Source organism: candidate division WOR-3 bacterium, assembly GCA_039802005.1.
Taxonomy (GTDB): Bacteria; Hydrothermota; Tepidihabitantia; order SM23-42; family JAOAFX01; genus JAOAFX01.
In genome coordinates, this window is sequence record JBDRVV010000003.1 from 10,933 (window position 1) to 36,377 (window position 25,445).

29 protein-coding genes are annotated in these 25,445 nt (G+C 38.2%); 6 read left to right on the top strand and 23 right to left on the bottom strand.

Translation table 11 applies throughout. From position 1 onward, the window contains the following. The first annotated feature begins 16 nt into the window (after window positions 1–16). From ABIL69_01325 to rbr, 5 genes are all read left to right on the top strand, one after another. The gene (locus tag ABIL69_01325; GenBank protein ID MEO0122632.1) at window positions 17–3,196 is read left to right on the top strand and encodes a diguanylate cyclase; all 3,180 of its coding nucleotides are present in this window, start codon (window positions 17–19) and stop codon (window positions 3,194–3,196) included. A 20-nt stretch (window positions 3,197–3,216) separates the two neighbouring features. After that, the gene (locus ABIL69_01330; GenBank protein ID MEO0122633.1) at window positions 3,217–3,897 is read left to right on the top strand and encodes a hypothetical protein; all 681 of its coding nucleotides are present in this window, start codon (window positions 3,217–3,219) and stop codon (window positions 3,895–3,897) included. Window positions 3,898–3,978: 81 nt separating this feature from the next. Continuing rightward, window positions 3,979–5,109 (top strand): ADP-forming succinate--CoA ligase subunit beta, encoded by a 1,131-nt coding sequence (gene sucC / locus ABIL69_01335; protein MEO0122634.1) that lies wholly within the window; start codon window positions 3,979–3,981, stop codon window positions 5,107–5,109. Between the two features lie 12 nt (window positions 5,110–5,121). Next, window positions 5,122–5,991, top strand: coding sequence for a succinate--CoA ligase subunit alpha (sucD, locus tag ABIL69_01340; protein ID MEO0122635.1), 870 nt, complete (start codon window positions 5,122–5,124; stop codon window positions 5,989–5,991). Window positions 5,992–6,038: 47 nt separating this feature from the next. Further along, a complete protein-coding gene (gene rbr, locus ABIL69_01345; GenBank protein MEO0122636.1) occupies window positions 6,039–6,617 on the top strand; it encodes a rubrerythrin in 579 nt (192 codons plus the stop codon). A 367-nt stretch (window positions 6,618–6,984) separates the two neighbouring features. Here rbr and rlmN read toward each other — a convergent pair whose 3' ends face one another. Continuing rightward, a complete protein-coding gene (gene rlmN, locus ABIL69_01350; protein MEO0122637.1) occupies window positions 6,985–8,010 on the bottom strand; it encodes a 23S rRNA (adenine(2503)-C(2))-methyltransferase RlmN in 1,026 nt (341 codons plus the stop codon). Window positions 8,011–8,036: 26 nt separating this feature from the next. Then, the gene (gene lepB / locus ABIL69_01355; GenBank protein MEO0122638.1) at window positions 8,037–8,735 is read right to left on the bottom strand and encodes a signal peptidase I; all 699 of its coding nucleotides are present in this window, start codon (window positions 8,733–8,735) and stop codon (window positions 8,037–8,039) included. 232 nt (window positions 8,736–8,967) lie between these two features. On the opposite strand from lepB, the gene ABIL69_01360 reads away from it, so the two are divergent. Next, window positions 8,968–11,322, top strand: a complete 2,355-nt coding sequence (locus tag ABIL69_01360; GenBank protein MEO0122639.1) for a S8 family serine peptidase — start codon at window positions 8,968–8,970, stop codon at window positions 11,320–11,322. A 71-nt stretch (window positions 11,323–11,393) separates the two neighbouring features. Here the strand turns inward: ABIL69_01360 and hisS are convergent, their stop codons facing one another. The 21 genes from hisS to rpsM form a co-directional block, all read right to left on the bottom strand. Continuing rightward, window positions 11,394–12,638, bottom strand: coding sequence for a histidine--tRNA ligase (hisS, locus tag ABIL69_01365; protein ID MEO0122640.1), 1,245 nt, complete (start codon window positions 12,636–12,638; stop codon window positions 11,394–11,396). Further along, window positions 12,635–12,958 carry a VanZ family protein gene (locus ABIL69_01370; GenBank protein MEO0122641.1) on the bottom strand — a complete coding sequence of 108 codons (324 nt, stop codon included), beginning with the start codon at window positions 12,956–12,958 and terminating at the stop codon, window positions 12,635–12,637. Before ABIL69_01370 ends, hisS begins: the two co-directional genes overlap by 4 nt. Window positions 12,959–12,969: 11 nt before the next feature. Further along, window positions 12,970–13,158 (bottom strand): rubredoxin, encoded by a 189-nt coding sequence (locus ABIL69_01375; protein MEO0122642.1) that lies wholly within the window; start codon window positions 13,156–13,158, stop codon window positions 12,970–12,972. An 18-nt stretch (window positions 13,159–13,176) separates the two neighbouring features. Further along, complete coding sequence (locus ABIL69_01380) at window positions 13,177–13,893, bottom strand: purine-nucleoside phosphorylase (protein MEO0122643.1); 717 nt, start codon at window positions 13,891–13,893, stop codon at window positions 13,177–13,179. A 68-nt stretch (window positions 13,894–13,961) separates the two neighbouring features. After that, complete coding sequence (locus tag ABIL69_01385) at window positions 13,962–15,152, bottom strand: peptidoglycan DD-metalloendopeptidase family protein (GenBank protein ID MEO0122644.1); 1,191 nt, start codon at window positions 15,150–15,152, stop codon at window positions 13,962–13,964. Between the two features lie 3 nt (window positions 15,153–15,155). Continuing rightward, window positions 15,156–16,058: an Lrp/AsnC family transcriptional regulator gene (locus tag ABIL69_01390; protein MEO0122645.1), complete on the bottom strand. Its 903-nt coding sequence runs from the start codon at window positions 16,056–16,058 to the stop codon at window positions 15,156–15,158. Between the two features lie 48 nt (window positions 16,059–16,106). Then, a complete protein-coding gene (locus ABIL69_01395) occupies window positions 16,107–16,853 on the bottom strand; it encodes a class I SAM-dependent methyltransferase (GenBank protein ID MEO0122646.1) in 747 nt (248 codons plus the stop codon). 27 nt (window positions 16,854–16,880) lie between these two features. Continuing rightward, window positions 16,881–17,297, bottom strand: a complete 417-nt coding sequence (locus ABIL69_01400; GenBank protein ID MEO0122647.1) for a bifunctional nuclease family protein — start codon at window positions 17,295–17,297, stop codon at window positions 16,881–16,883. A gap of 56 nt (window positions 17,298–17,353) precedes the next feature. Next, window positions 17,354–17,806 carry a 50S ribosomal protein L9 gene (rplI, locus tag ABIL69_01405; GenBank protein ID MEO0122648.1) on the bottom strand — a complete coding sequence of 151 codons (453 nt, stop codon included), beginning with the start codon at window positions 17,804–17,806 and terminating at the stop codon, window positions 17,354–17,356. Between the two features lie 2 nt (window positions 17,807–17,808). After that, the gene (gene rpsR / locus ABIL69_01410; protein ID MEO0122649.1) at window positions 17,809–18,012 is read right to left on the bottom strand and encodes a 30S ribosomal protein S18; all 204 of its coding nucleotides are present in this window, start codon (window positions 18,010–18,012) and stop codon (window positions 17,809–17,811) included. Window positions 18,013–18,030: 18 nt separating this feature from the next. Further along, the gene (gene ssb, locus ABIL69_01415) at window positions 18,031–18,465 is read right to left on the bottom strand and encodes a single-stranded DNA-binding protein (GenBank protein ID MEO0122650.1); all 435 of its coding nucleotides are present in this window, start codon (window positions 18,463–18,465) and stop codon (window positions 18,031–18,033) included. Continuing rightward, complete coding sequence (gene rpsF / locus ABIL69_01420; protein ID MEO0122651.1) at window positions 18,462–18,755, bottom strand: 30S ribosomal protein S6; 294 nt, start codon at window positions 18,753–18,755, stop codon at window positions 18,462–18,464. The genes ssb and rpsF overlap by 4 nt, the downstream gene beginning before the upstream one ends. Next, entirely contained in the window at window positions 18,752–19,615 is an 864-nt protein-coding gene (locus ABIL69_01425) for a CoB--CoM heterodisulfide reductase iron-sulfur subunit B family protein (GenBank protein MEO0122652.1), read from the bottom strand. The genes rpsF and ABIL69_01425 overlap by 4 nt, the downstream gene beginning before the upstream one ends. A gap of 2 nt (window positions 19,616–19,617) precedes the next feature. Then, on the bottom strand, window positions 19,618–20,013 hold the full coding sequence (locus tag ABIL69_01430; GenBank protein ID MEO0122653.1) for a 4Fe-4S dicluster domain-containing protein: 396 nt from the start codon (window positions 20,011–20,013) through the stop codon (window positions 19,618–19,620). A gap of 32 nt (window positions 20,014–20,045) precedes the next feature. Next, the gene (locus ABIL69_01435) at window positions 20,046–21,179 is read right to left on the bottom strand and encodes an NAD(P)/FAD-dependent oxidoreductase (GenBank protein MEO0122654.1); all 1,134 of its coding nucleotides are present in this window, start codon (window positions 21,177–21,179) and stop codon (window positions 20,046–20,048) included. A 116-nt stretch (window positions 21,180–21,295) separates the two neighbouring features. Further along, window positions 21,296–22,288 carry a tRNA (adenosine(37)-N6)-threonylcarbamoyltransferase complex transferase subunit TsaD gene (gene tsaD / locus ABIL69_01440; protein ID MEO0122655.1) on the bottom strand — a complete coding sequence of 331 codons (993 nt, stop codon included), beginning with the start codon at window positions 22,286–22,288 and terminating at the stop codon, window positions 21,296–21,298. Between the two features lie 56 nt (window positions 22,289–22,344). Beyond that, a complete protein-coding gene (gene rplQ / locus ABIL69_01445) occupies window positions 22,345–22,941 on the bottom strand; it encodes a 50S ribosomal protein L17 (protein MEO0122656.1) in 597 nt (198 codons plus the stop codon). A 21-nt stretch (window positions 22,942–22,962) separates the two neighbouring features. Next, window positions 22,963–24,039 (bottom strand): DNA-directed RNA polymerase subunit alpha, encoded by a 1,077-nt coding sequence (locus ABIL69_01450; GenBank protein ID MEO0122657.1) that lies wholly within the window; start codon window positions 24,037–24,039, stop codon window positions 22,963–22,965. Window positions 24,040–24,047: 8 nt separating this feature from the next. Continuing rightward, on the bottom strand, window positions 24,048–24,677 hold the full coding sequence (gene rpsD / locus ABIL69_01455; GenBank protein MEO0122658.1) for a 30S ribosomal protein S4: 630 nt from the start codon (window positions 24,675–24,677) through the stop codon (window positions 24,048–24,050). Then, window positions 24,678–25,064 carry a 30S ribosomal protein S11 gene (gene rpsK / locus ABIL69_01460; GenBank protein MEO0122659.1) on the bottom strand — a complete coding sequence of 129 codons (387 nt, stop codon included), beginning with the start codon at window positions 25,062–25,064 and terminating at the stop codon, window positions 24,678–24,680. Continuing rightward, window positions 25,061–25,444: a 30S ribosomal protein S13 gene (rpsM, locus tag ABIL69_01465; protein ID MEO0122660.1), complete on the bottom strand. Its 384-nt coding sequence runs from the start codon at window positions 25,442–25,444 to the stop codon at window positions 25,061–25,063. The genes rpsK and rpsM overlap by 4 nt, the downstream gene beginning before the upstream one ends. Window position 25,445: the final 1 nt, after the last annotated feature.

Genomic DNA, 25,445 nt, shown 5'->3' on the forward strand with positions numbered 1-25,445 from the left:
ATTACCATAATACGAAATGCAAGAATCTAGTCATTATCTGGATGATCTGACCGGTGTTCTCAACCGTCGCTTTTTACGCGAACAATTAGAACCCCGCGTCAAAGATTGGATTGCTAACCAATCACCCTTTTCTGTTGTGATTGTTGATATAGACCATTTTAAAGAAATAAACGATATCCATGGGCACCTGCAAGGTGATTCCGTAATCAAAGAGTTTGCAAATTTTATAAAAAAAGCGATGCGGGGAACCGACTTTGTCATACGCTACGGTGGGGATGAGTTTATTTGTATTATGCCCCGCACCAGTAAGCACGATAGTGAAAAGGTTTACCAGCGGCTCGTCAAACAATTATCTGAACAAAACTTTGCAGGACTGAAATTAACCGTCAGCGCAGGCATTGCCGGATTTCCCGATGATGCAGATAACTTAGAAACAATTATAAAGTTTGCGGATAGTGCGCTTTACGACGCCAAAAGGAGTGGGCGGAATCGCGTGAGCGTGCAGGGTGGGCGTCGTGCCGAGTTACCAGTAAGGACGTTTATAGACAGGTTTGAAGAAAAAGACCTCATACAGAGAACAATTTTTGATAAGGGGGAATTAAAAATAATAGTTGTTTCCGGACCCCTCGGTATCGGTAAAACAAGATTGACCCGTGAGGTTTTATCCACCATTCAAGGAAAAGAAATTTCATGGGCGGACTGTATTCCGTTGATTGAGAATATTGCATACTACCCTATTCGGGAACTAATCAGATATAGAATTGAACGATATGGAATGACAATTTTTGAATCAATACCTCCCGCTTATAAGGTTGAAATCTTTAAACTTCTGCCTGAATATGCTTCAGATAAAGACCAGTTACCCGAAGGAACAGTCGCCTTGACTGATAAATATAGACTTTATGAATCAGTGAAACGAATCCTTGAATTTGGTGAAAGAGACAAAATCTTTATTGTTGATAATATGCAATGGATTGATACAGAATCAATTGAGGTTTTCAAATATCTTATGCGCAGTCTCAAATCTCGTCCCATCACTTTTATATTTATTCGTAGATTAGAAGAGAAAAATGAGAGTTTACAGGCATTTTATTCTTATCTAAATCGTGAATTTCAGATTCAAGAAATGGAATTAAAAACTTTCGGCGATAAAGATGTTAGAGAAATGCTCAAAGCAGTATTGGGTGATGAGCCACCTCAAGATTTGGTCATTTACATACAGACTGAAAGCGGTGGTGTACCTTTCTATATTGAAGAGATAATTCGTGAACTTTTGCGTTCTCGCAACCTATTCACTGAAGGTGAGAAATGGATATTTGAAAAGCCAGAAAAAGGAATTGTACCTAAAACCCTGACCGAAATCATACTTCAAAAATGCAGTGGGTTGAACCGTGAAGCAAATGAAGTACTTGAACTCGCCTGCGTAATCGGTAGCTTTGATATAAGCATTATTAAAGAAATAACCGGATACAATGAAGGGCATATCCTTGGTTTGATTAATGATATAAGCCGACTCGGAGTTGTCCGTTATGTGCGAAACAAATATACATTTAACGAAGCTGTAACAAGAAATGCCATATATCAAAATTTTAGTGACGGACCTCGTTCCCAGATGCTACACCACGCGGTTGGTATGGCAATGGAGAAACTCAGTCGGGACAAAATAGACGAAATCTCTGAAGATCTCGCCTTCCACTTTTACATTTCCCGTGATATAGAACGCGGGATAAAATATTGCCTTAAAGCTGCACAAATCGCCAGTAATAAATACGCCAATAGCAATGCGCTCCGATATTATTTTTGGGCACTTGAATTGCTCGGAGAACCTTCTGATGATGATACTAAAAGGGTATTTATTGATACGATAATTAAAATGAGCAATATTCTTTATAGAACAGGAAAACATCCTCAGGCGCAGGAACTCCTTGAGAAAGCGGAGAAATATGCAAAGGATATGGACGACAGGAAATCGCTAATCAAACTAAAAAAAGAAATGGGTGAGCATATTATGTATTTAGGAAATTATTCATCGGCAATTGAAGCCCTGAATGAAAGTATTACACTTGCACGCGAAGAAAAAGACTATGCATCTCAAGTTTATGCCCTTGTGTCTTTAGGGAATGCCCATCGTCTTCATAACAACAATGAAGAGGCCTTAAAAGCATATCAGGAAGCCTGCAAAATTGCAGAAGATATTGGAGATAGAGTTAGTGCAGTCCGTGCTATGTTCAATATTGGGAATATTATGCTGGATGATTTAAGATATAATGAAGCACTTGAAAAGTATGAAACAGCATTAAAGTTCCATCAGGAGATGAAAAACAAATTAAGTGAAGGCCGTGCCCTGAATAATATCGGAAACCTCTACGAAGAACTCGGGGATTATAAAAATGCCCGTAAATCTTATGAACAGGCATTAAAAATATCCCAGGAAACCGGCAGCCGTCATGACGAATGTCTAAATTCATTGAACCTTGCAAATGTTAATGTAGAGATTGGTAATCGTAAAAATGCCTTTGATTTTGCCCAACACGGTCTAAAAATTGCAATTGATACCGGCAATCCTTATGATGAAATTCTATCACGGATATGTCTGTCATCAGTGCAAATGGAATACGGCGATTGTTCAAAAGCAATGGAAACCCTTGAAACCGCATTAAAAATGGCAGAATCAATAAATCTTTTTAATGTCAATCTGCATAGTTTGATTGGCAGATGTCTGATTTATTTAAATGAAATTGATAAAGCGAGTGCTCATTTCAAAAAAATTGAGAATGTTATTGAAACTGGCACGACAGGAATAGGAACAATAATAGACCTTTCGCAGTGGTATTTTGTAATCGGTGATCCAATAAAGCTATGTCAAATCAAGGATATGCTGAAGAAAAAAGCCCAAAATGCAAAATCTCCTAAAATTGATGCCGAAATAGAAATAATGGAAGCAAATTGTTGTATCCTCAACAAGGATTACCCAAATGCTGAAAACCATCTTTATAATGCACTGTCCCTGATGGAAAAAATAGAATCACCGCTGAATATAGGAATAACTAATTACAGAATTGCCCAATTAGAACTTCTACTATCAAACACTGACAAGGCAAAAAAACATCAGGAAAAAGCATTAGAAATTTTTAAATCCATTGATGCTATACCCTGGATTGAAAGGACAACCAACTTTAAACCGATAACTACTTGATAGGATCTTAAAAATGATTGATGTCCAGAAAAAATAGTATGGGAAGATTTGATATTATTTTAACATTTTTATTTATTTTTAGTTTTGCAACAGGACAGGAGAAAATGGAAAAAAGTGATGAAATAGTTGAGGATACGATAAAAAACCTCTTCAAAGACAAATATGATAATCCAGTTGTTAATTTAATAAATTTACCTTATTGTTTTCAAAATCTTAAGTATCTGCGTGTATATGATTATAGCCAACTCGTTGAAGACCCGCTCATACCAACAAAATGGGTTGTGACCCCTTCAATGAAAAAATTCAGAATCCCACTGTCCGGAGAAGATATAAAAATGATTCTTTCTGAAATTGCTTTTTTACCATCTTCTTCTGAAGAAGCACTTACCGCCACCAAAGTCATTGCTGAATGGCTATATGAATATGGGAGTTTAATCGACGATATTAATTCAAATTCCTTCCAGAAAATTATAAAATCAAGCCAGCTAAATTTTGCACAGGTTAAAAACCCTGAGGTTATAAAAATAGACAGTGGATATATAATCAATTGTTATATATATCAACCTAAGGTTAACATCTTGGGATTTGATATCATTCCTTTTGAAGTGCTCGTTAAATTATGCTGTGAATTTAGTAAAAATGCATATAAACTTGAGCAAATTGAAATTGATGCAACATATCTAAAGAAAACCGTAGAATAAACCATTAGCAATAAACGAGAAGGGTCTCCTTGACTTCTATTCTAAAATCAGTATAATAAATAGCGAACTTAAGGAGGTAATTTGAAAATCCATGAATATCAAGCAAAGGAATTTTTCAAAAAATACGGCATTCCCGTGCCAAAAGAAAAGGTCTGTTTCAATATAAACGAGGTAATCCAGGCCTCAAAAGAAATAGGGCTCCCCTGTGTTATAAAGGCGCAGGTAATGGTCGGTGGCAGAGGTAAGGCAGGTGGGATAAAGGTTGCAAAGACCGAGGAAGAGGTTAAGACCTATGGTACCCAGATACTTGGTATGGAGATAAAAGGCATACCAGTAAAGAAGGTTCTGGTTTCAGAAGCAATAGGAATTGCCTCAGAAGCCTACCTCGGTATTATCATTGACCGCAATGAAAAAAAGACCGTCTTGATGGCATGTAAAGAAGGCGGTGTGGAGATTGAAGAGGTTGCCCGACAGAAACCCGAGGCAATATATAAGGTTTATGCTGACCCTTTGCTCGGTTTGCTTGAACACAAGGCAAGGGAGATCGGCTTATTTTTATATGGCAGTTCCAAGACCGCCTTTGATTGTGCTGCAATCGCCGATAAACTCTATAGACTTTTCGTTGAAAATGATGCATCACTGGCTGAAATAAATCCACTCGTCGTTGATAATAAAGGAAATTTAATAGCACTTGATGCCAAGATAAATTTTGATGATAATGGACTATATCGCCACCCCGAGATTGAGGCGATAAGGGACAGGGAAAGTGAAGACGAAAACGAATTGCTTGCAAGGGAAAGGGATTTATCATATGTCAAACTCAATGGCAACATAGGTTGTGTTGTAAATGGTGCAGGATTGGCAATGGCAACAATGGATTTGGTCAAACACTTTGGTGGTGAACCGGCAAACTTTCTTGATATAGGCGGTTCATCCTCCCCGGAAAAAGTAAAAAATGCACTGGAGATCCTTTTGCGCGACAAAAATGTGAAGGTGATATTCTTCAACATTTTCGGTGGTATCACAAGATGCGATGATGTTGCATTAGGAATCCTTGAGGCAAAAAAATCTTTGAATATTAAACAACCAATCGTTGCAAGGCTCACCGGAACAAACGAAGACAAGGCAATGGAGATTCTCAAAGAGGCAGGATTGATATTTGCCAAGACAATGGATGAAGGTGCGAAAAAGGCAATTGAACTATTAAAATAGAAAGGAGTCTAAATGAGCATTTTAATAAATAAAAATACAAGACTTGTAGTGCAGGGTATCACCGGTCGTGATGGGAGTTTCCATACACGCCAGATGCTAAATTACGGAACGAATGTCGTTGCTGGTGTAACACCGGGTAAAGGTGGAACAGTAGTTGAAGGTGTACCGGTATTCAATTCAGTTGCTGAGGCAGTAAAAAAGACCGGTGCGAATACATCGGTGATATTTGTGCCGGCGAAGTTTGCCCCGGCTGCAATGTATGAGGCAATTGATGCGGGTATAGAATTGGTTGTCTGTATCTCCGAAGGAATTCCTACAATTGAAATGGTAAAGATTATGGCGTATTTGAAAGATAAAAAATGTAGACTCATCGGACCGAATTCACCAGGGCTCGTGTCCGCAGGCGAGGCAAAAGTGGGTATTTTACCCGGGCATATATTTAAGAAGGGGAGGATCGGCGTGGTTTCGCGCAGTGGCACCCTGACTTACGAAATCGTCGACCATATTACAAAAATCGGACTTGGACAATCAACCTGTATTGGTATTGGTGGCGACCCGATAATCGGAACAAAATTCATTGATTGTCTTGAATTATTTGCAAATGATCCTGAGACCGAAGCTGTTGTTATTGTAGGTGAGATTGGCGGCAGGGATGAACAGGATGCAGCAGAATATATCAAAAAATATTTCAAAAAGCCGGTCTTTGGTTTTATCGCAGGCAAAACCGCACCACCGGATAAAAGAATGGGGCATGCCGGTGCAATAATTTCCGGGACTGCTGGCACTGCTGCAGAAAAGGTAAAGGCATTTGAATCAGCGGGGGTGAAAGTTGGCGAGACACCGGCACAGGTAGCAGAGTTGATAAAATCAACATTAAAATAAAGGCAAATTAAGGCAATTGAAGGCAATGTAAGGCGAAAGGAGAATATATGGGAAAGTCATTAAAAGGGACAAAGACTGAAAAAAATTTGTTGATTTCTTTCGCAGGTGAAAGTCAGGCAAGAAATCGTTATACATATTTTGCATCAGTGGCAAAAAAAGAAGGATATGAACAGATTTCTGCAATATTTCTTGAGACCGCGGATAACGAAAAAGAACATGCCAAGGTCTTTTTCAAGTATCTTGAGGGTGGAGAACTTGAAATCACCGCGGCGTATCCTGCGGGTATGATAAAGGATACTTTGACAAATCTCCAATCTGCGGCAGATGGCGAAAGATTTGAATGGTCAAAATTGTATTCTGACTTTGCGAAGATTGCTGATGAAGAGGGATTCCCTGAGATTGCCACATCATTCAGAGAGATCGCTGAGGTTGAACAATTCCATGAATCACGGTACAGAAAACTGATTGAGAATGTGAAAAACGGTACAGTCTTTAAAAAGCCGACAGTCGTAAAATGGCATTGCCGAAATTGTGGATATATCCACGAAGGGATTGAGGCACCTAAAGAATGCCCGGCGTGCAAACATCCACAATCGTACTACGAACTTCTTGCGGAGAATTATTAAAGATCGGTTATCGTTGTATAGTTTCGCTGCCCGTTTCGTTATACGGCATCGTCTATTGGCTTAAAGACCGGTTAATCAACTTATTTCTTTTCTTGTAATTCTAATCCCCCTGTTTCCCCCTTTAGGAAAGGGGGAATTAACAGAGGATTTAAGAAAGGGGGAGTTAATGAATGAATTAGGAAAGGGGAAGTTAAAGAATGAATTAGAAAAGGGGGAGTTAAAGGATAAATTAGAAAAGGAGAGCTAAAGGATGAATTAGAAAGGGGAAATTAAGTGTTGCATTAGAAAGGGGATTAAGGCATGTATTAAAAAAGCGGAATTAAAGGATGAATTAGAAAGGGGGAGTTTATACAATAAAGAAAGGCCTTTAGGAATTTTTAAGATTTCCTGCCAGTTGACCACAACCAGCAAGAATATCTTTTCCCTTTGACTTGCGCAGGGTCACAGGATGGTCAGAATTAAATAATATCTCCTGGAATTTTGCAACTGTGTCAGGAGGAGAAGATTCATAAGGCAATTCTGGATAGGGATTATAAGGAATTAAATTTATCTTCGAAGGGATTCCTTTTAATAGTTTCAAAAGCTGCTGGGCATCTTTTTGAGAGTCATTCAAATTTTTAATCAATACATATTCAAATGTAACGAGCTCCTTTTTTTCAGAATATAATCTTGCCAGTTTCAAAATTTCTTTTAAAGGATTTTTTTTTGCCACGGGCATATATCTTTCACGCATTGCTTGGTCGGCAAAATTTAAGGAAATTGCAAGTTTAACCTTCCACTTTGAGTTCAAAAGTTTCTCTATCCCTTCAATTATTCCGGCAGTTGAGATTGTGATATGACGCTGACTCATACCAAGCCCTATTGATGATGTGATGAATTCAAGCGCAATAAAGACATTTTCTAAATTCAAAAGCGGCTCACCCATGCCCATAAAAACGATATTGGTCAATTTATCGATTACTGATTTCTGGACGAGTTGAACCTGATTGGCGATTTCAAACCCTTTCAAATTTCTTTTGAAACCCATAATTCCGGTTGCACAGAATAAGCATCCTAAGGGGCAACCTACCTGGGTTGATATGCAGACAGTCCTCCTCGGTAATTCAGGAATAAAGACTGATTCAATCAAATTTTTGTCACTCAATTCCCATAAAAATTTTTCTGCACCATCCGTTGCCTTTAAATTTTTAATCAATTTTATATCTTCAATAATAAATTTTTCCGATAATGTTTTTCTCAGAGCGAGTGAAAGATTTGACATCATATCGAAATCATTGACTCCCTTCTGCCATATCCATTGAAAGATCTGACGTCCACGATATGATTCAAGACCCATATCCTTAAATAAATTTTCAAGTTCTTCAAGCGAAAGTTCTTTTATATTATGTGGCATAAAATCCTGTGGAAAATTCTGGATTCTTAAATTATTCTACCTATGCGATTACACCTTACTTCCTTCCATCTCCAGAATTGTAATATATCTAAAAGGCTTGATGCCTCACGACCCGGATTAAAAGAAAAATAAATGAATAATGGCTTGCCCTTCAAGTATTTTTTGTGTAATGGTCCCCAGAATCTGGAATCCATTGAGATATCCCGATTATCTCCCATTGCAAAAACACAATCCTTAGGCACAACGACCGGACCAAAATTATCCCTTATATAAATTCCATAAAGATCAGCAAACTTTGCACTCTCCCAGTTTTTTTGATAATTTGGACCATCATTGGTGTAGCCCGGTAGGATACGTGGATCACGATGTATTTTGTATGGCTCATCAACGGGTTTGCCATTTACATAAAGAACTTTATTGACAATTTTTACTGTATCCCCTTCTACTGCCACACATCTTTTTACAAAATCACGATTCTCAAACGGGTATTTAAAAACTATTATCTCTCCCCTGTTCGGCATTCTACCCGGTATGATCTGAAATTGAGTATATGGAAATTTTACTCCGTAGATAAAACGATTAACAAGTAGTGCATCGCCGATAAGAAGGGTCTTCTCCATTGAACCTGTGGGTATAACATACGCCTCAACAAATACTGCCCTGAGAATTAAAACAACGAGTATCACAATTACCCAAGAATAAATCTCTCTCTTTAGTTTCTCCATAGGCCTAAATTATATGCATAAGAGGGTGAAAGTCAATAACAAAAGCCATTGCGAATTAACCTGCCCTTACCGTTGTTCTGCTCTAAAAGATGTAGCGGTCCTTGGTCGCAATAAAGATTGCAGTGGTAGAGTTTACTCTGCAATGAGGATTCAGGTGACTTAAGTCTTGACTTGGTGATAGAAACGAATATAATAGAAAAATAAGAGAGTCAAACTCTTGAAAGGAGGTTCAATGAGGTTTTTGACTCTTACAATAATAGCCGTTATGGCTTATGCGGTTGATATCCATACCCCCTCTCCAGTAGAACCATACCTCCCTCTACCCGATGAGAATCCCACGCTTATCTCTTTCTCCAACGGCATTGTCTTTGATACACGGACTGGTGAGCCTGAATTACCCGCAAATCTAAAGATTGATTCTTACCGCGGTCCTGGATACTATCTCATACAGGTTGATGGTCCGGTATATTCTCACTATCTTGACCAGATAAAAGAACTCGGGATTAATGTCGTTGGCTATATTCCAAATTATGCGCTAATCTCTTACGCAACTGAAGAACAGATTGCCCTTGCGAACTTAAAGCCTTTTGTCCGCTGGACCGGCATATTCCAGCCTGCATATAAACTCCAGAAGGAGGTAATGGAAGGGAGAGGAACCGCACGCGTGACGATACAATTATTCCCTGATGAAAATACCAATTCTATCGCCAGCATAATCCAATCCCTCGGCTTTGATGTCGTAGAAGTCATTGACCATAAACTATGCAAGACGATTGATGCCGTCGTAGATCTTGAAAGAATTGATAAGATTGCTAAGATCACTGGTGTCCAGTGGATCCAAATATGGTCTGAACCGACCCTTGCCAATAATAATTGTCAGTGGGTGACACAAACTGGATGGCAAAGCACGGTTCCGTCTGACCCGGCGGCAAGAAGGGTCTGGTATGCTGGCATAAGGGGAGCAGGTGTTGTCCTCAGTTCATCTGATACAGGTATACACACATCACACCAGCAATTTTATGATTCCGCATATCCTATCACAGCACCTGGAGTATTTCCCAACCATCGGAAGGTAGTTGGCTACAAGGTCTATTCAGGTGCAGCATTCGGTGATGTTGGAGGAGGTGGCTACTGGCACGGCACACATGTCAACGGAACAGTCGCAGGAAATGATACATTATTAGGAACAAGCGCCTATGATGGTATGGCAAAAGAGGCGAAGATCTATTTCTGTGATATCGGCAGTTCATCAGGTGGACTCGTTGTCTCCACTAATCTAACCCCAATGTATGATACGATTTATCTTGGACGCGGACTTACCTATAACATCCTCCAGCACTCAGGTTCCTGGGGCTGGGCTAACTCCAGTGGGACTTATCTCACCCAGGATGCCTCAACTGATGCGTATATCTATGCCTATCCTAATTTTTTAAATCTGTACGCTGCGGGCAACGAATATTATGCAACAAGAATTCGTAATCCAGGTATTGCCAAGAATGTGATAACGGTTGGTGCAACACAGAATGGTACTGCAGCTAATCAGATTGCCTCATTCTCCAGCCGCGGTCCAACCCAGGACAACCGAATAAAACCCAACCTCGTAGCACCGGGAGATGTTATTTATTCTGCCCAGGGTGGTACAACAAATGCATACTGGTCAATGTCCGGTACAAGCATGGCAACACCAGCAACGAATGGCTCAGTTGGTCTTATCCGACATTATTTACTCGCTGGTTATTATCCATCAGGTGCTGCGAATCCTGCAGATTCAATAAAATACCAGAGTGCGGCGCTTTTACGGGCGATGGCAATGGTTTCCTGTGACCCTAATGTCGGTTCTTATGTAATTCCGAGTTTTGATATCGGCTGGGGCAGGATTGATGTGGACAGTGTCCTTTTCTTAACCGGTGATACAAGAAAACTGATAATAAAAGATGATACGATTGGTGTTGGAACCGGCCAGTCAAAAACCGATTCATTTATTGTAACTAATTCAGCGATACCATTAAGGGTTGCCGTTGCCTGGACCGATACTGCTGCAGCAGCGAATGCCAATCCGACACTTGTAAACGATTTGAATGTTACCCTCACCGCACCAAACGGAACATACTATCGCGGAAATCAGTATACAAGCGGGCAATCATCTGCCAATCCCACGACCTGGGATAACCGGAATGTTGAAGAATGTTTCAGGGTTAATAACCCGGTTACCGGGGTCTGGAGACTGACTGTTGCAGGTCAGAATGTGCCAAATGCACCTATGGGATTTGCCTATGCCATTACCGGTGGCATTGGAACAATCGGCATTGAAGAAAGGACAAGCAAAACCGCAATTAAAGAAAACTTCATCTGCAATACTGTCATAAATAGATTACTAAATGTAAAATTCACACTCAATACCCAGAAATTAGTGACGATTCAGGTCTATGACCTGACTGGCAGAATGGTTGAACAGGTTCTGAATCAAAGATTGAATCCTGGCGAACACCAGATCAATCACAGACTCAATCTACCAAATGGTGTCTATTTTGTAGAACTGAAAACTGACAATTCAAAACAATTCAGCAAGGTTGTGACGATTCATTAATCTAATGGAATAAATGAAAAAGGGGCACCACCGGTGCCCCTTTTTATTAGAATCTTTCAATAAACTTTCTCCTACATAATAGCATTGAGATAATTTTCTAAATCAACTTTGCTAACCTCTTTTTGTTCTCCAGTTGACATATTCTTTACTGTATATACACCTTTCTTTGCCTCATCTTCACCATAAATAATTACATAATCTGCCTGATAATGATTTGCCTCCTTTAATTGCGCCTTAATCTTATCAAGGGGATTGCCTACGAGGCAAAGTCCGTCTTTATTTATAATTATATCCCTCAATTTAATACCTTCATAAAGTAAATTTTCACCCATTATCGCAACAAAAAATCTCTTATTCTTTTTTATTTCGGGTAGATTTTCTGGTAATGCAAGCAACATCCTCTCCACCCCCATTGCCCAGCCGATACAGGGTGTATCATTACCACCAAGTTCCTTCATCAATAAATCATATCTCCCACCGGCGACAATGGTATCCTGGGCGCCCAATCCTTGTAATTTTAATTCAAAAACAGTCCTTGTATAATAATCAAGGCCACGCACAAGTTTTTTATTCTCAGTAAATTCAATATTTAATTTCTCAAGAAATTCCTTTGTCTTTAAATAATGAATCTGACAATCACTGCACAAATTATCCGTAATCTTGGGTGCCTCATTATAAATGTTCTGACAGTTGTTATTTTTGCAATCAAATATCCGCAAAAAATTCTTTTCAAACCGTCGCTGGCAATCAGCACAAAGGGAATCTTTCTTTGATTTTAAAAAATCACTGAGAATCTTTTTATATTCCTGTCTGCAATTTGGGCAACCAATAGAATTCAACTCAATCAAAAAATTTGTCGCACCAATTGAATTTAAAAATCTCTTTGCCAGATTTATACATTCCGCATCATAGAACGGTGCCGATTCACCAATCAATTCAATACCAATCTGAAGAAATTCACGATATCTGCCCTTCTGGGGCTTTTCCTTACGAAACATCTGACCGATATAAAGAAATCTGCAGGGTGGATTTATTTTATTTTCCAGAACTGCGCGCAAGACCGAAGCAGTTCCTTCAGGTCTGAGCACATACAACTTTTCGTCGTGCTCAAAGGTATACATTTCCTTTTCTACAATATCGGTATGTTCACCAATGGAACGCACAAAGAGTTCAATTGATTCAAAAGTCGGCGTCTTTATCTCTAAGAAACCATTGAGTTTAAAAAATTTTCGCGCCTGCTGATTTATAAGTTCAATCCGTTCCAACTCCTGTCCATAAATGTCCCTTGTTCCTTTGGGCTTCTGGTATTTTGTCATTTATTCCTTCTCTTGATTAAATAAAAACATAATAGACCGATTACCCCTGCTACCATATCGAGTACCTCAAAATCCCTTCCCGGGACGAAAATCTGCTGGACCTCCGCAGTTATTACAAGAATCAATCCTGATAAAAAATAGACTCCTGCATCAAGAACTCTCAATCCAAATAATCCATATATAAAAAATAGCAAAAAGTGATAGAATTTATCTATAGGAACTTCTTTTATTTTCGGCGCCTCAAGACTGGGATAACCGGTAAGAAAGAATATCACAACAATCCAGATAATCAACAATAATAAATCTATGCTACGCTTCATTTATAATACCTTTAATAAATACCGAAATCATCTCCTTCCTCACCGCAGGGTTCAAACAATTCCTTTTCCGCGCCGCACTCCGGGCATCCCCAGGAATCCGGCAATTCTTCAAAAAAGACACCCGGGGCAATCCCGCTTTCCGGGTCACCAATTTCTGGATTGTAAATATATCCACAAACTGCACAACGCCATTTTTCCATTTCTACCTCCTGTTTAAATTAGTCAATCACACAACAAACTTCAAGCACAAGATTGATTAACTTTTCCATACCCTGTTTGAGTTCTTCATCGGTCACAAACTTTGTAAACTCCTCACCCCTTCCCACCACATCGGAAACAAGCAGGAATGATGCAGTCTCAAGATTACTTCTATTACAGAGGTAATAAATCAAACTCGTCTCCATTTCCACAGCAAGGATTCCTTTCCCCTGGAGTTTGGGAACATAATCCGGGTCCGGGCTATAAAATACATCAACACTTGCAATACCACCAAAATATAGATTCAATCCCATTTTTCCCGCAATATCATCCGCTGTCTTTAATATCTTAAATGTTGCATAAGGGGCAACGGGCTCTCCATTGAGGTATGAATTCGTTGTTCCATCATAAGGTGCAGAAGTCAATGCACATATCATATCAAGTGAGTTTATGTGTTTGGCAATACCACCACAGGTTCCAATACGAATAATTCTTTTTGTATCCAGTTGTATCAATTCTTCCACCACAATTGCGGCAGAGGGACAACCCATCCCTGTTGTCTGGACCGAAATCCTTTTGCCTTTATAAAATCCTGTATAACCAAGCAGACCCCGATTTTTGTTCACCAACCGAGCATCGCTCAATTTCTGGCTGATAACCTCTGCCCTTCCCGGGTCTCCAACGACTAATACCGTCTCTGCGTAATCACCTTTTTTTGCCCTTAAATGTATTGGCATTTAACCTCCTTTAATAAAACTACAAATGGTAATTGGTAACTGGTTAAAAAACATTTAACCAATCATTCCTATTTTGTGTTTACGGCAGCAGTATCAATGACCACTGCGAGTAAAGAATCGCGCAGGCGTTCAAAATCCTTTAGATATTCTTTTTTAACCGAAGGAGCCCTCGGTAGTTTAACAGTCAAAGGATTTATCGGTACACCGTCTTTATGCAGTTCAAAATGTAAATGTGGTCCTGTAGAAAGACCGGTTGAACCAACATAACCAATGAGTTCACCCATTTTTACATGTTTCCCCTGAAAGATTCCCTTTGCAAATCGTGATAGATGCCCGTACCGTGATTTGAAATTATTCTTGTGTTTTATCTCCACAAGATTACCATAACCACCCTTCCATCCTTTAAAACTTACATAACCATCCCCGATTGAAGAAACCGGGGTCCCAATCGGTGCTGAATAATCAAGCCCGTGGTGTGGACGCCAGACTTTTAAGATTGGATGATATCTACTTTTTGAAAAATATGAACTAATACAACTATATTTTAAAGGGGATTTGAGCAATGCTTTACGCAAGGATTCGCCTTTTAAGTTGTAATAATCATCATAACCAGTGGGGTCATTATAGTAAATACCGTAGAATTCACCAACCTTCCCCTTATATTTAACAAAAGTAATGTTTGAATAATCTACAAATTGAGAATCACAAAATACCTTGTCAAATACAATCATAAATGAATCACCATTCTGGGTCTCGGTCGTAAAATCAATTTCCCAGGCAAAGATATCAGCGAATTTATAAACAAGCATTGGCGTCTCCCCCCTTTTTAGCATTGATTCATAAAGTGTAGAATTTATACAACCCTTCAAGGATTGTTTTACACGCGTTATATAGGGGAACTTCATCGCCAAACACATAAACTTACCATTGTTTATTACATAGTAAACATTCATCGGATTTTGAAAATATGTAAATTTCTTGAGTACATTATTTTCTTTCAAAACAATCAACGAATCACCGGGTAAGCATCGGCGGAATGAAAAATCACATTTTTTTAAAAGTTTTATAATATCATCGGCAAGTTTCTGATCTTTGAGAAGATCAACAAGCGCACGCTGTAAGACTTCGTTTTTTTTAAGGGTCTTTTTAACTTCAGTCAAGACCGGTTCAACCTTTTCTTCAATTTCTTTCTTTTCCTTCCGACATCCAATATTAAATACAATTAAAAAGAAGATAATGATAAAAATATATTTCTTCATAGTTCAAAGTGCCTTTTCTTTTAAAAAACTCTTGATCCAATCATCACAGATCTCATTATGATTTGCGATAGAAATACCATGAATTGTAATTCGCCTTTCTCTTTTTATCTGCTCCAATATTTTAATCATATCGGAGAAACCCCACAAATCAAACTCTAACTGGAGATATTTCTTTTTGAATTTACTAAAAATATCTGCCGGAATAACATATTGTTTTAAGAATTTCTTTAATTCGTTGGGTCGCATACGCGTTGTAATTGCCAGGTGGATATGGGCAAAATTCTTTATCAGACCCCAGTTTATGTTGGGAAAAATTGAAAATACACCATGCCGATTTTTGCGGTTTTGCATTAATCTTGCCAGTTGAACATCCGCATCATTTGCAGGATTTTCCGTTATTTCATAAATTCTTGCAAAATTTATCTTTGAACGCAATACTTGATAAATCAATTGCCATTCCTCTTTGGTCAATTCATAAGGCACAGATATGTTATATTCGGCAATCTTATAGATTTCTACATACTTTACACCGAGGGTTTTATTCAATAACCGGTAGCAGTGTTTCAAATCCCTTGCGTAGAAAAAATATGAATATGAAGGAAGTATGCCATGCGGAATTGTTGTATTAACAATCATTTCTTCGGTAAGCGGATACGTCTTTGCTATCTCTGGCTCAAAGTCAGCATCAACAAACGCACAGCCACGGTACCATTTACCACCAGCAATCCCGGGAATGAATAATTTTATTCCGTACCCTCTTATCAACCCATGTTCTTCAAAATTCTGAATGCGCAAGAAAATTTCATCCTGTTTGATGTGGAATTTGCTGACTATCTCATCAATCGGCACATAACCCTGGGATTCAAGATGGCGTAAAATCTTTAAATCAATCGGATCAATAATCACAATCCATTATATTCAAATTATTTTAATAGTCAATATTTTTATTATTTTCTACTTGGTAATACAATATCTTTTGCCTTTATAACGGGGCATTGAGGAATAATCATCAACACAATCTATTATCACCCCTCCATTTGCTTTAATAAAATCATTTAATACACTCTCTTTTATCCAGTACATATCTTTTATTCCCCAGGTCTTATATCTTAATTTTTTATATAAAAACCTTACTGGTGCAGGTATAATAAAATTTACAAACCTTCTTACCCTGTTTTTAAATCCAATGATATCGGTAGTGATTTGGAAGATAATAACTCCGTTTTTTTTAATAATTCTCAGAAATTCCTTGATATAACTTAGTGTTAATTCAGGTGGTAAATGCTGAAAAACGATATTGGAGTAGATAAAATCAAAAACATCATTCTTAAAGATCTTTAAATCTGAACTGCAATTTAGTATATATGAACATTTTTCTTTATATTGATTATGATCACGGGCGATACGTAACATACCAAATGAAACATCAATACCTATACATTCTTCAAAATATTTACACAATGCCTGTGTCAGACGTCCAACCCCGCAACCAAAATCAAGTGCACGGTGATATTCTAAATTTAATTGGAGACCTTCCATATATTTTATAACCGCATCTATCTCATCGCGGCCTGTTTGATACAGTTCATCTATTTGCCAGCGGTTATCCTTTTTCTCAGGAAAAGGAAGGATAGACCATAATGGGTCTTTTTTAGCAAATTCCTCCCAGTTTTTACGCAGAACCTTTATACATTTTTCCATTGTTTTTTATGAATAGGATTGTGTAACTTACTTTATTTCGTATTTACCAAATTCTTCGGGTTTGGTTCCACGCAATTTGTTTTTAAGTTCTTCTTCAACACTATCACCCTTGAATACTATTCCATTTCTTTCCATTATATTATCTTCAACAAAGATTGCAGCATTGGAACGAAGGGCAAGGGCAATAGAATCAGAAGGACGGGCATCAACAGAAATCATTTTACCATCAACTTCAAGATAAATTCGTGCATAATAGGTCTCGTTTTTTAAATCATTGATAACTATTTTTATAATCTTGCTTTCAAGTGCATCCAGTAATATTTTTATTAGATCGTGGGTAAGGGGTCTTACCGGTTTTATACCCTCCAGACACATTGCAATCGCCATTGCCTCATTATCACCTATCCATATCGGTAATGTCCTTTCACCATATCTTTCTTTCAATAAAACTACATAATTGTGAAACTGCTGGTCTTCAACAACGCCGCTGACAAATACCTCTAAGATTTCTCCTCCTCCACGACAACCAGTTTAAATACGGCGGTTACCTGTTGTGGTAAACGAATTGTAATATCATAAATACCGGGATGTTTTATTGGTTCATCAAGTTCAATCTGTTTTTTATCTATTTCAATCTTCTCTGCCTTCAATAATTCTACAATATCTTTGGGACCAATGGAACCGAATGATTTACCATCTATACCCGTTTTGATAGTCGTCTTTATACTTAAATTGTTTATTTTTTCCGCAATCTGCTCACTCATTTTTCTCACCTTTTCTATACCTTGAGAAAAATGTCGTTTCGACTTTTCAAGACCCCTTATATTGCCTGCAGTAGCCGGTATCGCAAGTTTATTAGGAATGAGATAATTTCTTGCGTACCCATCCTTGACTTCAACAACTTCATTCTTTTTACCTAATTTTGCAACATCCTTAGTAAGTATTACTTTCATAACTATTTTATTTCATATGGCAAAAGGGCAATCTCACGGGCACGTTTGATTGCCTGGGCAAGTTTTCTTTGATGTTTGGCGCATAAACCAGTCAATCTCGCTGCAAGTATCTTGCCGCGTTCGTTTATATAGCCTTTTAAAAGCGCAATATCTTTATAATCTATTACCTTTACATTGGTCTCACACAACCGACATTTTTTTGCCACTGTTTCTCTCCTTTTTGATTAAAATGGGGTGTCTATATTATCTTCTTCCTTTATTTCTTCCTCTGCCTCAATCGGGGCATTGCCACCGGTTTCAGCATTAGATTCAGGCATATCAAGGAATTGTATCCTGTGTGCAACTACTTCAATGACCGATCTCTTCTCTTTGCTGTCTGTCTCCCACTGCCGCGACCTTAATCTACCTTCAATGAGAACTGCACTTCCTTTTTTAAGAAAATCATTAACCAATTCAGCCTGTCTTCTCCAGGCAACAATTGTTACAAAAAGTGTCTCTTCATGGGTCTCACCGGATTCCCGATTTTTAAATCTACGTGTAGTAGCAATTCTAAATGAACAAACCGGTGCTCCTTTCTGGGTATAACGCAGTTCAGGATCAGCAACAAGACGACCGATGAGATGAACTGAATTAAGATAGCCCAGCCTTAGTTGATTCATTTCCTCTTCTCCCTGGAAATTATCATAAACCTCAACACATTAGAACGATGTTTCAACTTATCCTTGATGCTTTCAATCTTATCAGGAGAAATAGAAAATTCGTAATTCACATAATAACCCTCTTTCTGCTTTTCAACTGGATAAGCAAGAACCTTTTTTCCCAGTAATTGATATCTAACACTGCCAGCACCGCTTGTTTTTATAATATCTTCAACAGTACCGGCTTCTTTTTCTAATTGTTCATCCTTTAGTCCAGGATGAAATATGAACATTGCCTCGTAGTTTCTCATAATATTTTATGTTCCTTTAATAAATTTGTGGGGTTAACTTTATTATATTCAAGACCCCATACTTCAACTGGCAATCCAAATGCCATAGCCATTATCTGGCTAAAATAGAATACCGGGATAAACTGATGGTCAGAATGCATACCTGCAATCTTAGATTGGAAATTATCAAGATTATAATGGCAGACAGGGCAAGAAGTAACAATTGCCTCTGCCCCTCTTTCCCTTGCATTCTTCAAAATTTTATAAGAAGCTTCAAGGGCTGCTTCAGGCGAATTAACTATGAGGTATGAACCGCAGCATTCAACCTTCAGCGGAAAAGTAACAGGCTGTGCACCCATTAATTGAACAAATTCTTCCATAATCGTTGGTGACTCAGGATCGTCAAATTCAACTTCGTTTTTAGGCCTCAGCAGATAACATCCATAATAAGAACCCAATTTTAAATTTTCAAGACTCTTTTTCACACCTTTTTTGAACTCATCTTTATGCTCTTTGATAAATTCAAATGGGTGGATTATTTTCTCTCCACCATTGTAATTTTCACCAAGATGCTCGTTTATAATTTTCAGGGTGTCCGGGTCATTTTTGAAAATGTAGTTTGCCCTTTTTAAGGTATTGTAGCAAATTGAACAAGGAACAAGCAAATATCCATCTTCTTTCTGAGCCCTGCTGAGAATCCGCAAGGGAGCAATCAAAGACATTTTGTTGTCCCGGGCAAGGGTAAATGTAGTCCCACAGCAGTACCAATTTGCCAGTTCTTTCAATTCAATACCTACGGCATTGAATGCTGCCTTGATAGAATCATTAAGAACCTTTGCCTTTGTATACAAATCGCAACCAGGATAATACGATACCTGCATGATCAGTATGAATATTTATATAATGCACTCATCAATACAAGGGGATGGGCATCTTTAAGTAACTCTTTATCAATCTTATCAATATCAATCAACTGTTCCTTGGCGCGCAGGTGTATTGTCCGTACCGCTTCCATTATTCTTGGTATATCAACACCCCGTGGGCATCGTGATTCACACACCAGACAGGCAGCACAGAACCATGGACTATGTGCCTTCAGAACATCTTCTTTATACCCGAGTTGAATATATCTTATTATACGATTGGGTGGTTCATCCATAAACTCAGCAAATGGGCAACCTGCCGTGCACCGTCCACACTGATAACAATCAGCTATATTCTGCTGACTTATTTCCTGTATTCTCAGGATAAAGTCCTTATCTCTTGAGAGTTTCCTCATAATATATCATTATATTTAAAAATATCTTAATGTCAAGTGATTTTTAGCAAATGGGAGAAACTCTTTAAGCAAAAATAAAATAGATCAGAATGGAAATCAAAATTTATCTTAGGAATCAATAAATCAACCCAAAAACGATTCCGTTTAACAAAGGTGAACAACTGTTCAATCGTTCGGTCACTTATTTTCGTGGCAACTTTGCGAACTTTTTTACCGATGTCAAGTTCTGATGATAATGCAGAGCGCCAGGTTATGTCATATTCATATAATGATTTATTATATTTTAAAGCCTTAAAGAGATAATCAACCGCAATCTCTGCACACAGAAGTCCTGTAAAAATACCACCACCGGTCGTCGTTTTAACCTGACCCGCAGCCTCACCAACCGCGAGGATTCTTCCCGAGACACTATTTTTAACTGGACCATGTGCAATCGGTTTTAAAAATATTCCATTCTGGTTTAATATTTTATCTCCAAAGTTCATTCTGTTTTTTAAAAACCTTCTCAGAAAGATCTTACCATTTTTTTCAAGAATCATTCCTATCCGTGCTTCTTTTTCACTGATTGGCACCACCCAGGCAAATGAATCAGGAACATATTTTTGGCTAATGTATATCTCAATATTATGAGGCTCCACTTTTTTGGGCAATTCTATCTGTGAACCATAAAGAAATTGAGGTGGTGTACCAAGACCGATTTTTTTCTGGAGTTGATAATTTACCCCGGTGGCAATAACGATAAATTTGCCAAAACGCCTTATACCATTGGCACTTATTTTATAATATTTAATGTCTTCTTCTATTGCACTCACATTCACACCAAGGTTAAATTCTACACCATCCATCTTCGCAATTTCAAAAAGTCGGTAGTCAAATAATTCTCTATCAACAACATAGGCGAATGGTTTTGGTGCAATATATTCAAGTCTCTGATTCTCAGGTGAAATAAAAGTGAAAGATTTTATTTCGGTTAAAATAGACTCGGTAGGAAGATCATATCTTTCAAAGGAGTTTGTACTTATGACACCGGTACAGATCACGCCCTCCCCAATCTTCTGCTTCTGGTCAAAAACACATACTTTGAAACCCTTTCTACAGAGCCTTCGCGCTGTGTAAGAGCCTACAGGTCCCCCACCTATTATTATTACATCATATAGCTCTTTCATACTGCGTTAATTATACAAAATCTCTTGATAAAGTCAAGAAAAATGTTGATATGTTTAATAGCTTTAGAAATTATATAATTGTTGCTTTTTGTTTCCGTTAAGTAGTATTAAATTAGTTATATTGAAATCTGCTCCAGAGGCTCGCGGGCAATTGCATCAATTCCAATATCAGAAGGTCCAAATTTTTTATATCTATTCTGCCCTGCCAGTGCAATCATTGCCCCGTTGTCTGTGCAAAATTGTGTATCCGGGATATACAATCCAAAACCCATTAATTTCGCAAGGTTTAGAAATTTTTCTCGGAGTCTTTTATTAACTGAAACACCTCCAACGATTCCAAAATATTTGACTTTTGTATACTCTATTGCCCGTTTTGACACCTGTACCAAGTGCTCTATGGCTGCTTCCTGAAAAGAAGCAGATACATCATCTTTCTTATATCTCTTGTTATCACGGACATAATACAAAACTGCAGTCTTTAAACCTGCATAACTAAAATTAAAACCCTTTGGTCTTGGTACAGGAAATTTGATTTTTAATGGATTGCCATTCTTTGCTGTCTTTTCAATATAAGGACCGCCCGGGTATGGTAAATCTATCATTTTTGCAACTTTATCAAACGCCTCTCCACAGGCGTCATCAAGTGTTCTACCCAGTGTTTTATAACTGAATTCCTTTTCAACAAAGATAAGTTCGGTATGACCTCCAGAAACGAGTAGTACAAGATAAGGATATTTGGGCACCTTTTGATTGAAAAATAATCCATAGATATGTCCTTCAAGGTGATTTACACCAATAAAGGGTTTTTTCAAACCAATTGATAAAGACTTTGCAAAAGAAAGTCCGGTTAATAGTGAGCCCAGTAATCCTGGACCACGGGTTGCTGCGACTAAATCAATCTGGTTCAATCCAATGCCAGCAGTTTCAAACGCAATTCTGATCAATGGCAATAGCACTCTAATATGATTTCGTGCTGCAAGTTCAGGAACAACACCCCCATATTTTGTGTGTGCAATCTGGGAAGATACAATGTTTGCAAGAACCTTATTGTCTTTTATGATTCCTATTGAAGTTTCATCACAGGAGCTTTCTATGCCGAGGGTAATCATATTTGCGGTTGTCCATTAAAAATGGACGAAAATTTCAAACAAATCGTTAAGTGTATCTATTTTTTCTTCTTGCCCTTTTTCTGTTTCTTCTCTTTCTTTTCCTTCTTTGCAATCTGCTTTTTCTCTTTCTTGGTCTTTTTTTCGACTTTTGGCTTTGCTTCTTTTTTGGGCAATTCCTTTTCCTTCTTTTCTTCCTTCTTCGGTTTTTCTTTTTTGGGTTTTTCTACCTTCTTCTCTTTTTCGGGCAACCAGCGGTGTTCAATCAATTTTCTACGCTGGTCAATTTTCTCTGGCTCGCTCTTCTCAGTCAATTCTAATATTGCCATTTCTGCACCATCACCCAGTCGCGGACCGAGTCGGTAAATCCGTGTATATCCACCCTGACGGTTGGAAAACTTTGGTGCAATCTCCTCACAGACAATTTTTACAAGTTTATGGTCAGGAATAAACCGATAAATAAATCTCTTTGCAGCAACCGTATTCTTTTTAGCATACTCAATCAGGTGTTCTGCGAGCCGCCTTGCTTCCTTGGCTTTAGGCAATGTGGTTTTAATTTTTTCAAAAATAAAAAGGGCACGACATAAATTCTTCAAAAGTGCCAAACGATGTGCCTTTTTCCTACCCAATTTTTTTACCTTCTTCCCGTGTCTCATCTCAACTCCATATCTTATTTACTATACATCTTCTTTCAAATACCTATCAACATCCATCTCAAGGTGTAAACCCATATTGTGAAGTATCTTTTCCAATTCTTTGAGAGATTTTCTACCGAAATTATCATAGGTAAGCAGCTCTTTGCCACTCTTACGCACAAGGTCCCCAATCGTTTTTATATTCTTATTCTTAAGACAATTTGATGTCCTGACTGAAATTTCAAGTTCGTCGATACTCCTTTTCAAAATTTCCCTGATCCTTCTATGTTCTGCATCAAGCTGTTCACGGGATGTTAAAAGGGGCTCAATATATAACTGAAGTCCCTTCTTGTTAATCGTATTCCTTATCTCATCAATCATCTTCTGGGTTACATCATCAAGTAGCATAGAAGGTTGGGTTTCAGCTATATCAACAAAAAATTTAAAATGATGCCTCAGAATGCTTGCTGCCTCAGCCACACATTCAATAGGTGTCTTTGTGCCATCGGTCTTTACCTCAAGAACGAGATGGTCATAGTCAGTTTTGGTACCAACCCTTGTGTTGCGCACATCAAAATCTACCGACAAAACTGGCGAGAATATCGCATCAATATAAATTGTACCAACAGGCATATCTGCCTTTTTCAATAACTCTGCGGGGACAAATCCTCTGCCTGACTCAACTGTCATTTCCATTGTAAAATTTACCTTTGCATCGGTCACAGACAATATTTTCTGTTTTGGATTGACGATCAGAACAAGTGGATTTTTTTCAATATCCTCAGCAAAATAATCTTTCTTTCCTTTTACCTTTAAAACAAGTGTTGCGGGCTCGCTACCGAACAATTTTACCCGTATTTTCTTTAGATTCAAGATTATTTCAACAACATCTTCATATACACCGGGGATGGTTGAAAATTCTTGGGTAACATTTGATATCCTGATATTTGTAATAGCGGCACCCTGTATTGAAGACAAAAGCACACGACGCATTGCATTCCCCAGCGTTACACCATACCCCCTCTCCAGAGGTGAAATTGTAAACCTCGTAAACACTTCGGATACTGTCTCTTTATCAATTTCAATGCCTTTGGGCATTACAATTGGTTTCAATACCATATTACTCCTTATTTAGAATATAACTCAACTATTAGATTTTCCTGTAAAGGTATTGTGATATCTTCTCTTTTTGGTAATCTGAGGATCGTACCGGTCATATTTTCCTTGTTAAGTTTTAGCCAGCCCGTTATTTTCTCAGGATCCCTTTCTTCCAATGCCCTTTTAACAAATGGATTTTTTCGCATTTGTTCACTCAGGGAAATCACCTGATTTGGTTTTACAAGATAACTTGGAATATCAACTTTTTTACCATCAATCAAAATATGACCATGTTTAACAAGTTGTCTTGCCTGAGTTCTTGATGAAGCAAAACCAAGTTGATATATAACATTGTCAAGCCTTCTTTCAAGAAGTATCAGAAGATTTTCACCGGTAGCACCAGGCATCCTTACCGCCTCCTGGAAAAATCTTCTGAATTGTGCCTCCAGTATCCCATAAATAGACTTTACTTTTTGTTTTTCCCTTAATTGTGTAGCATAAGATGTCAATTTCCTTCTTCCTGCCTTTCCATGTTGTCCAGGTGGATACCCTCTTCTGGTAAATGAACATTTATCAGTATAACATCTGCTTCCTCTCAAAAACAACTTTTCACCTTCACGTCTGCAAATCTTGCATTTCGCCCCAATATATCTTGCCACTTATACCCTCCTTCTTCTTGGTGGACGGCAGCCATTATGAGGTAACGGTGTCACATCCTTGATTGCCGTTATCGTCAGACCAACTGTCTGTAAAGTTCTCACCGCTGCCTCACGACCCGGTCCCGGACCTTTGATTCGTACTTCAATCTTTTTTATGCCCATTGCCAGTGCATCCTTTGCGACTGCAGTAGCACATTGCTGTGCGGCGTAGGCAGTACCCTTTTTAGTTCCTTTAAAACCAACCCTTCCGGCACTCGACCAGCATAAAGTATTACCTTGATTATCACAAATCGTAACAATTGTATTATTGAAACTGGCAAAGATATTAGCAATACCAGTTAACTCTGCCTTTTGCGTCTTCTTTTTCCTAACTGGTTTCTTTTTCATTTCTTCTCTCCTACACCTTTACTAACTGCAACAGTCTTTCTCTTACCTTTACGCGTTCGGGCATTCGTCCGTGTCCTCTGTCCTCTAACTGGAAGTCCAATCTTATGTCTCGTTCCACGATAGCAACCAATATCAATCAACCTCTTTATATTTGCTGCAATATCTGCTCTCAGCGCACCTTCAACCTTATATTCAGATTCAATCATCTTTCTGATCTTTGTAACTTCTTCTTCAGTAAGATCCTTTATCTTTTTTGAACGATCAATACCACATTGCAGAACAATCTGCTGGGCGGTTGGGATACCAATCCCATAAATCGCCGTCAAACCATACTCCACTTTTTTGTTCAAAGGCAAATCAACACCAGCAATTCTCGGCATA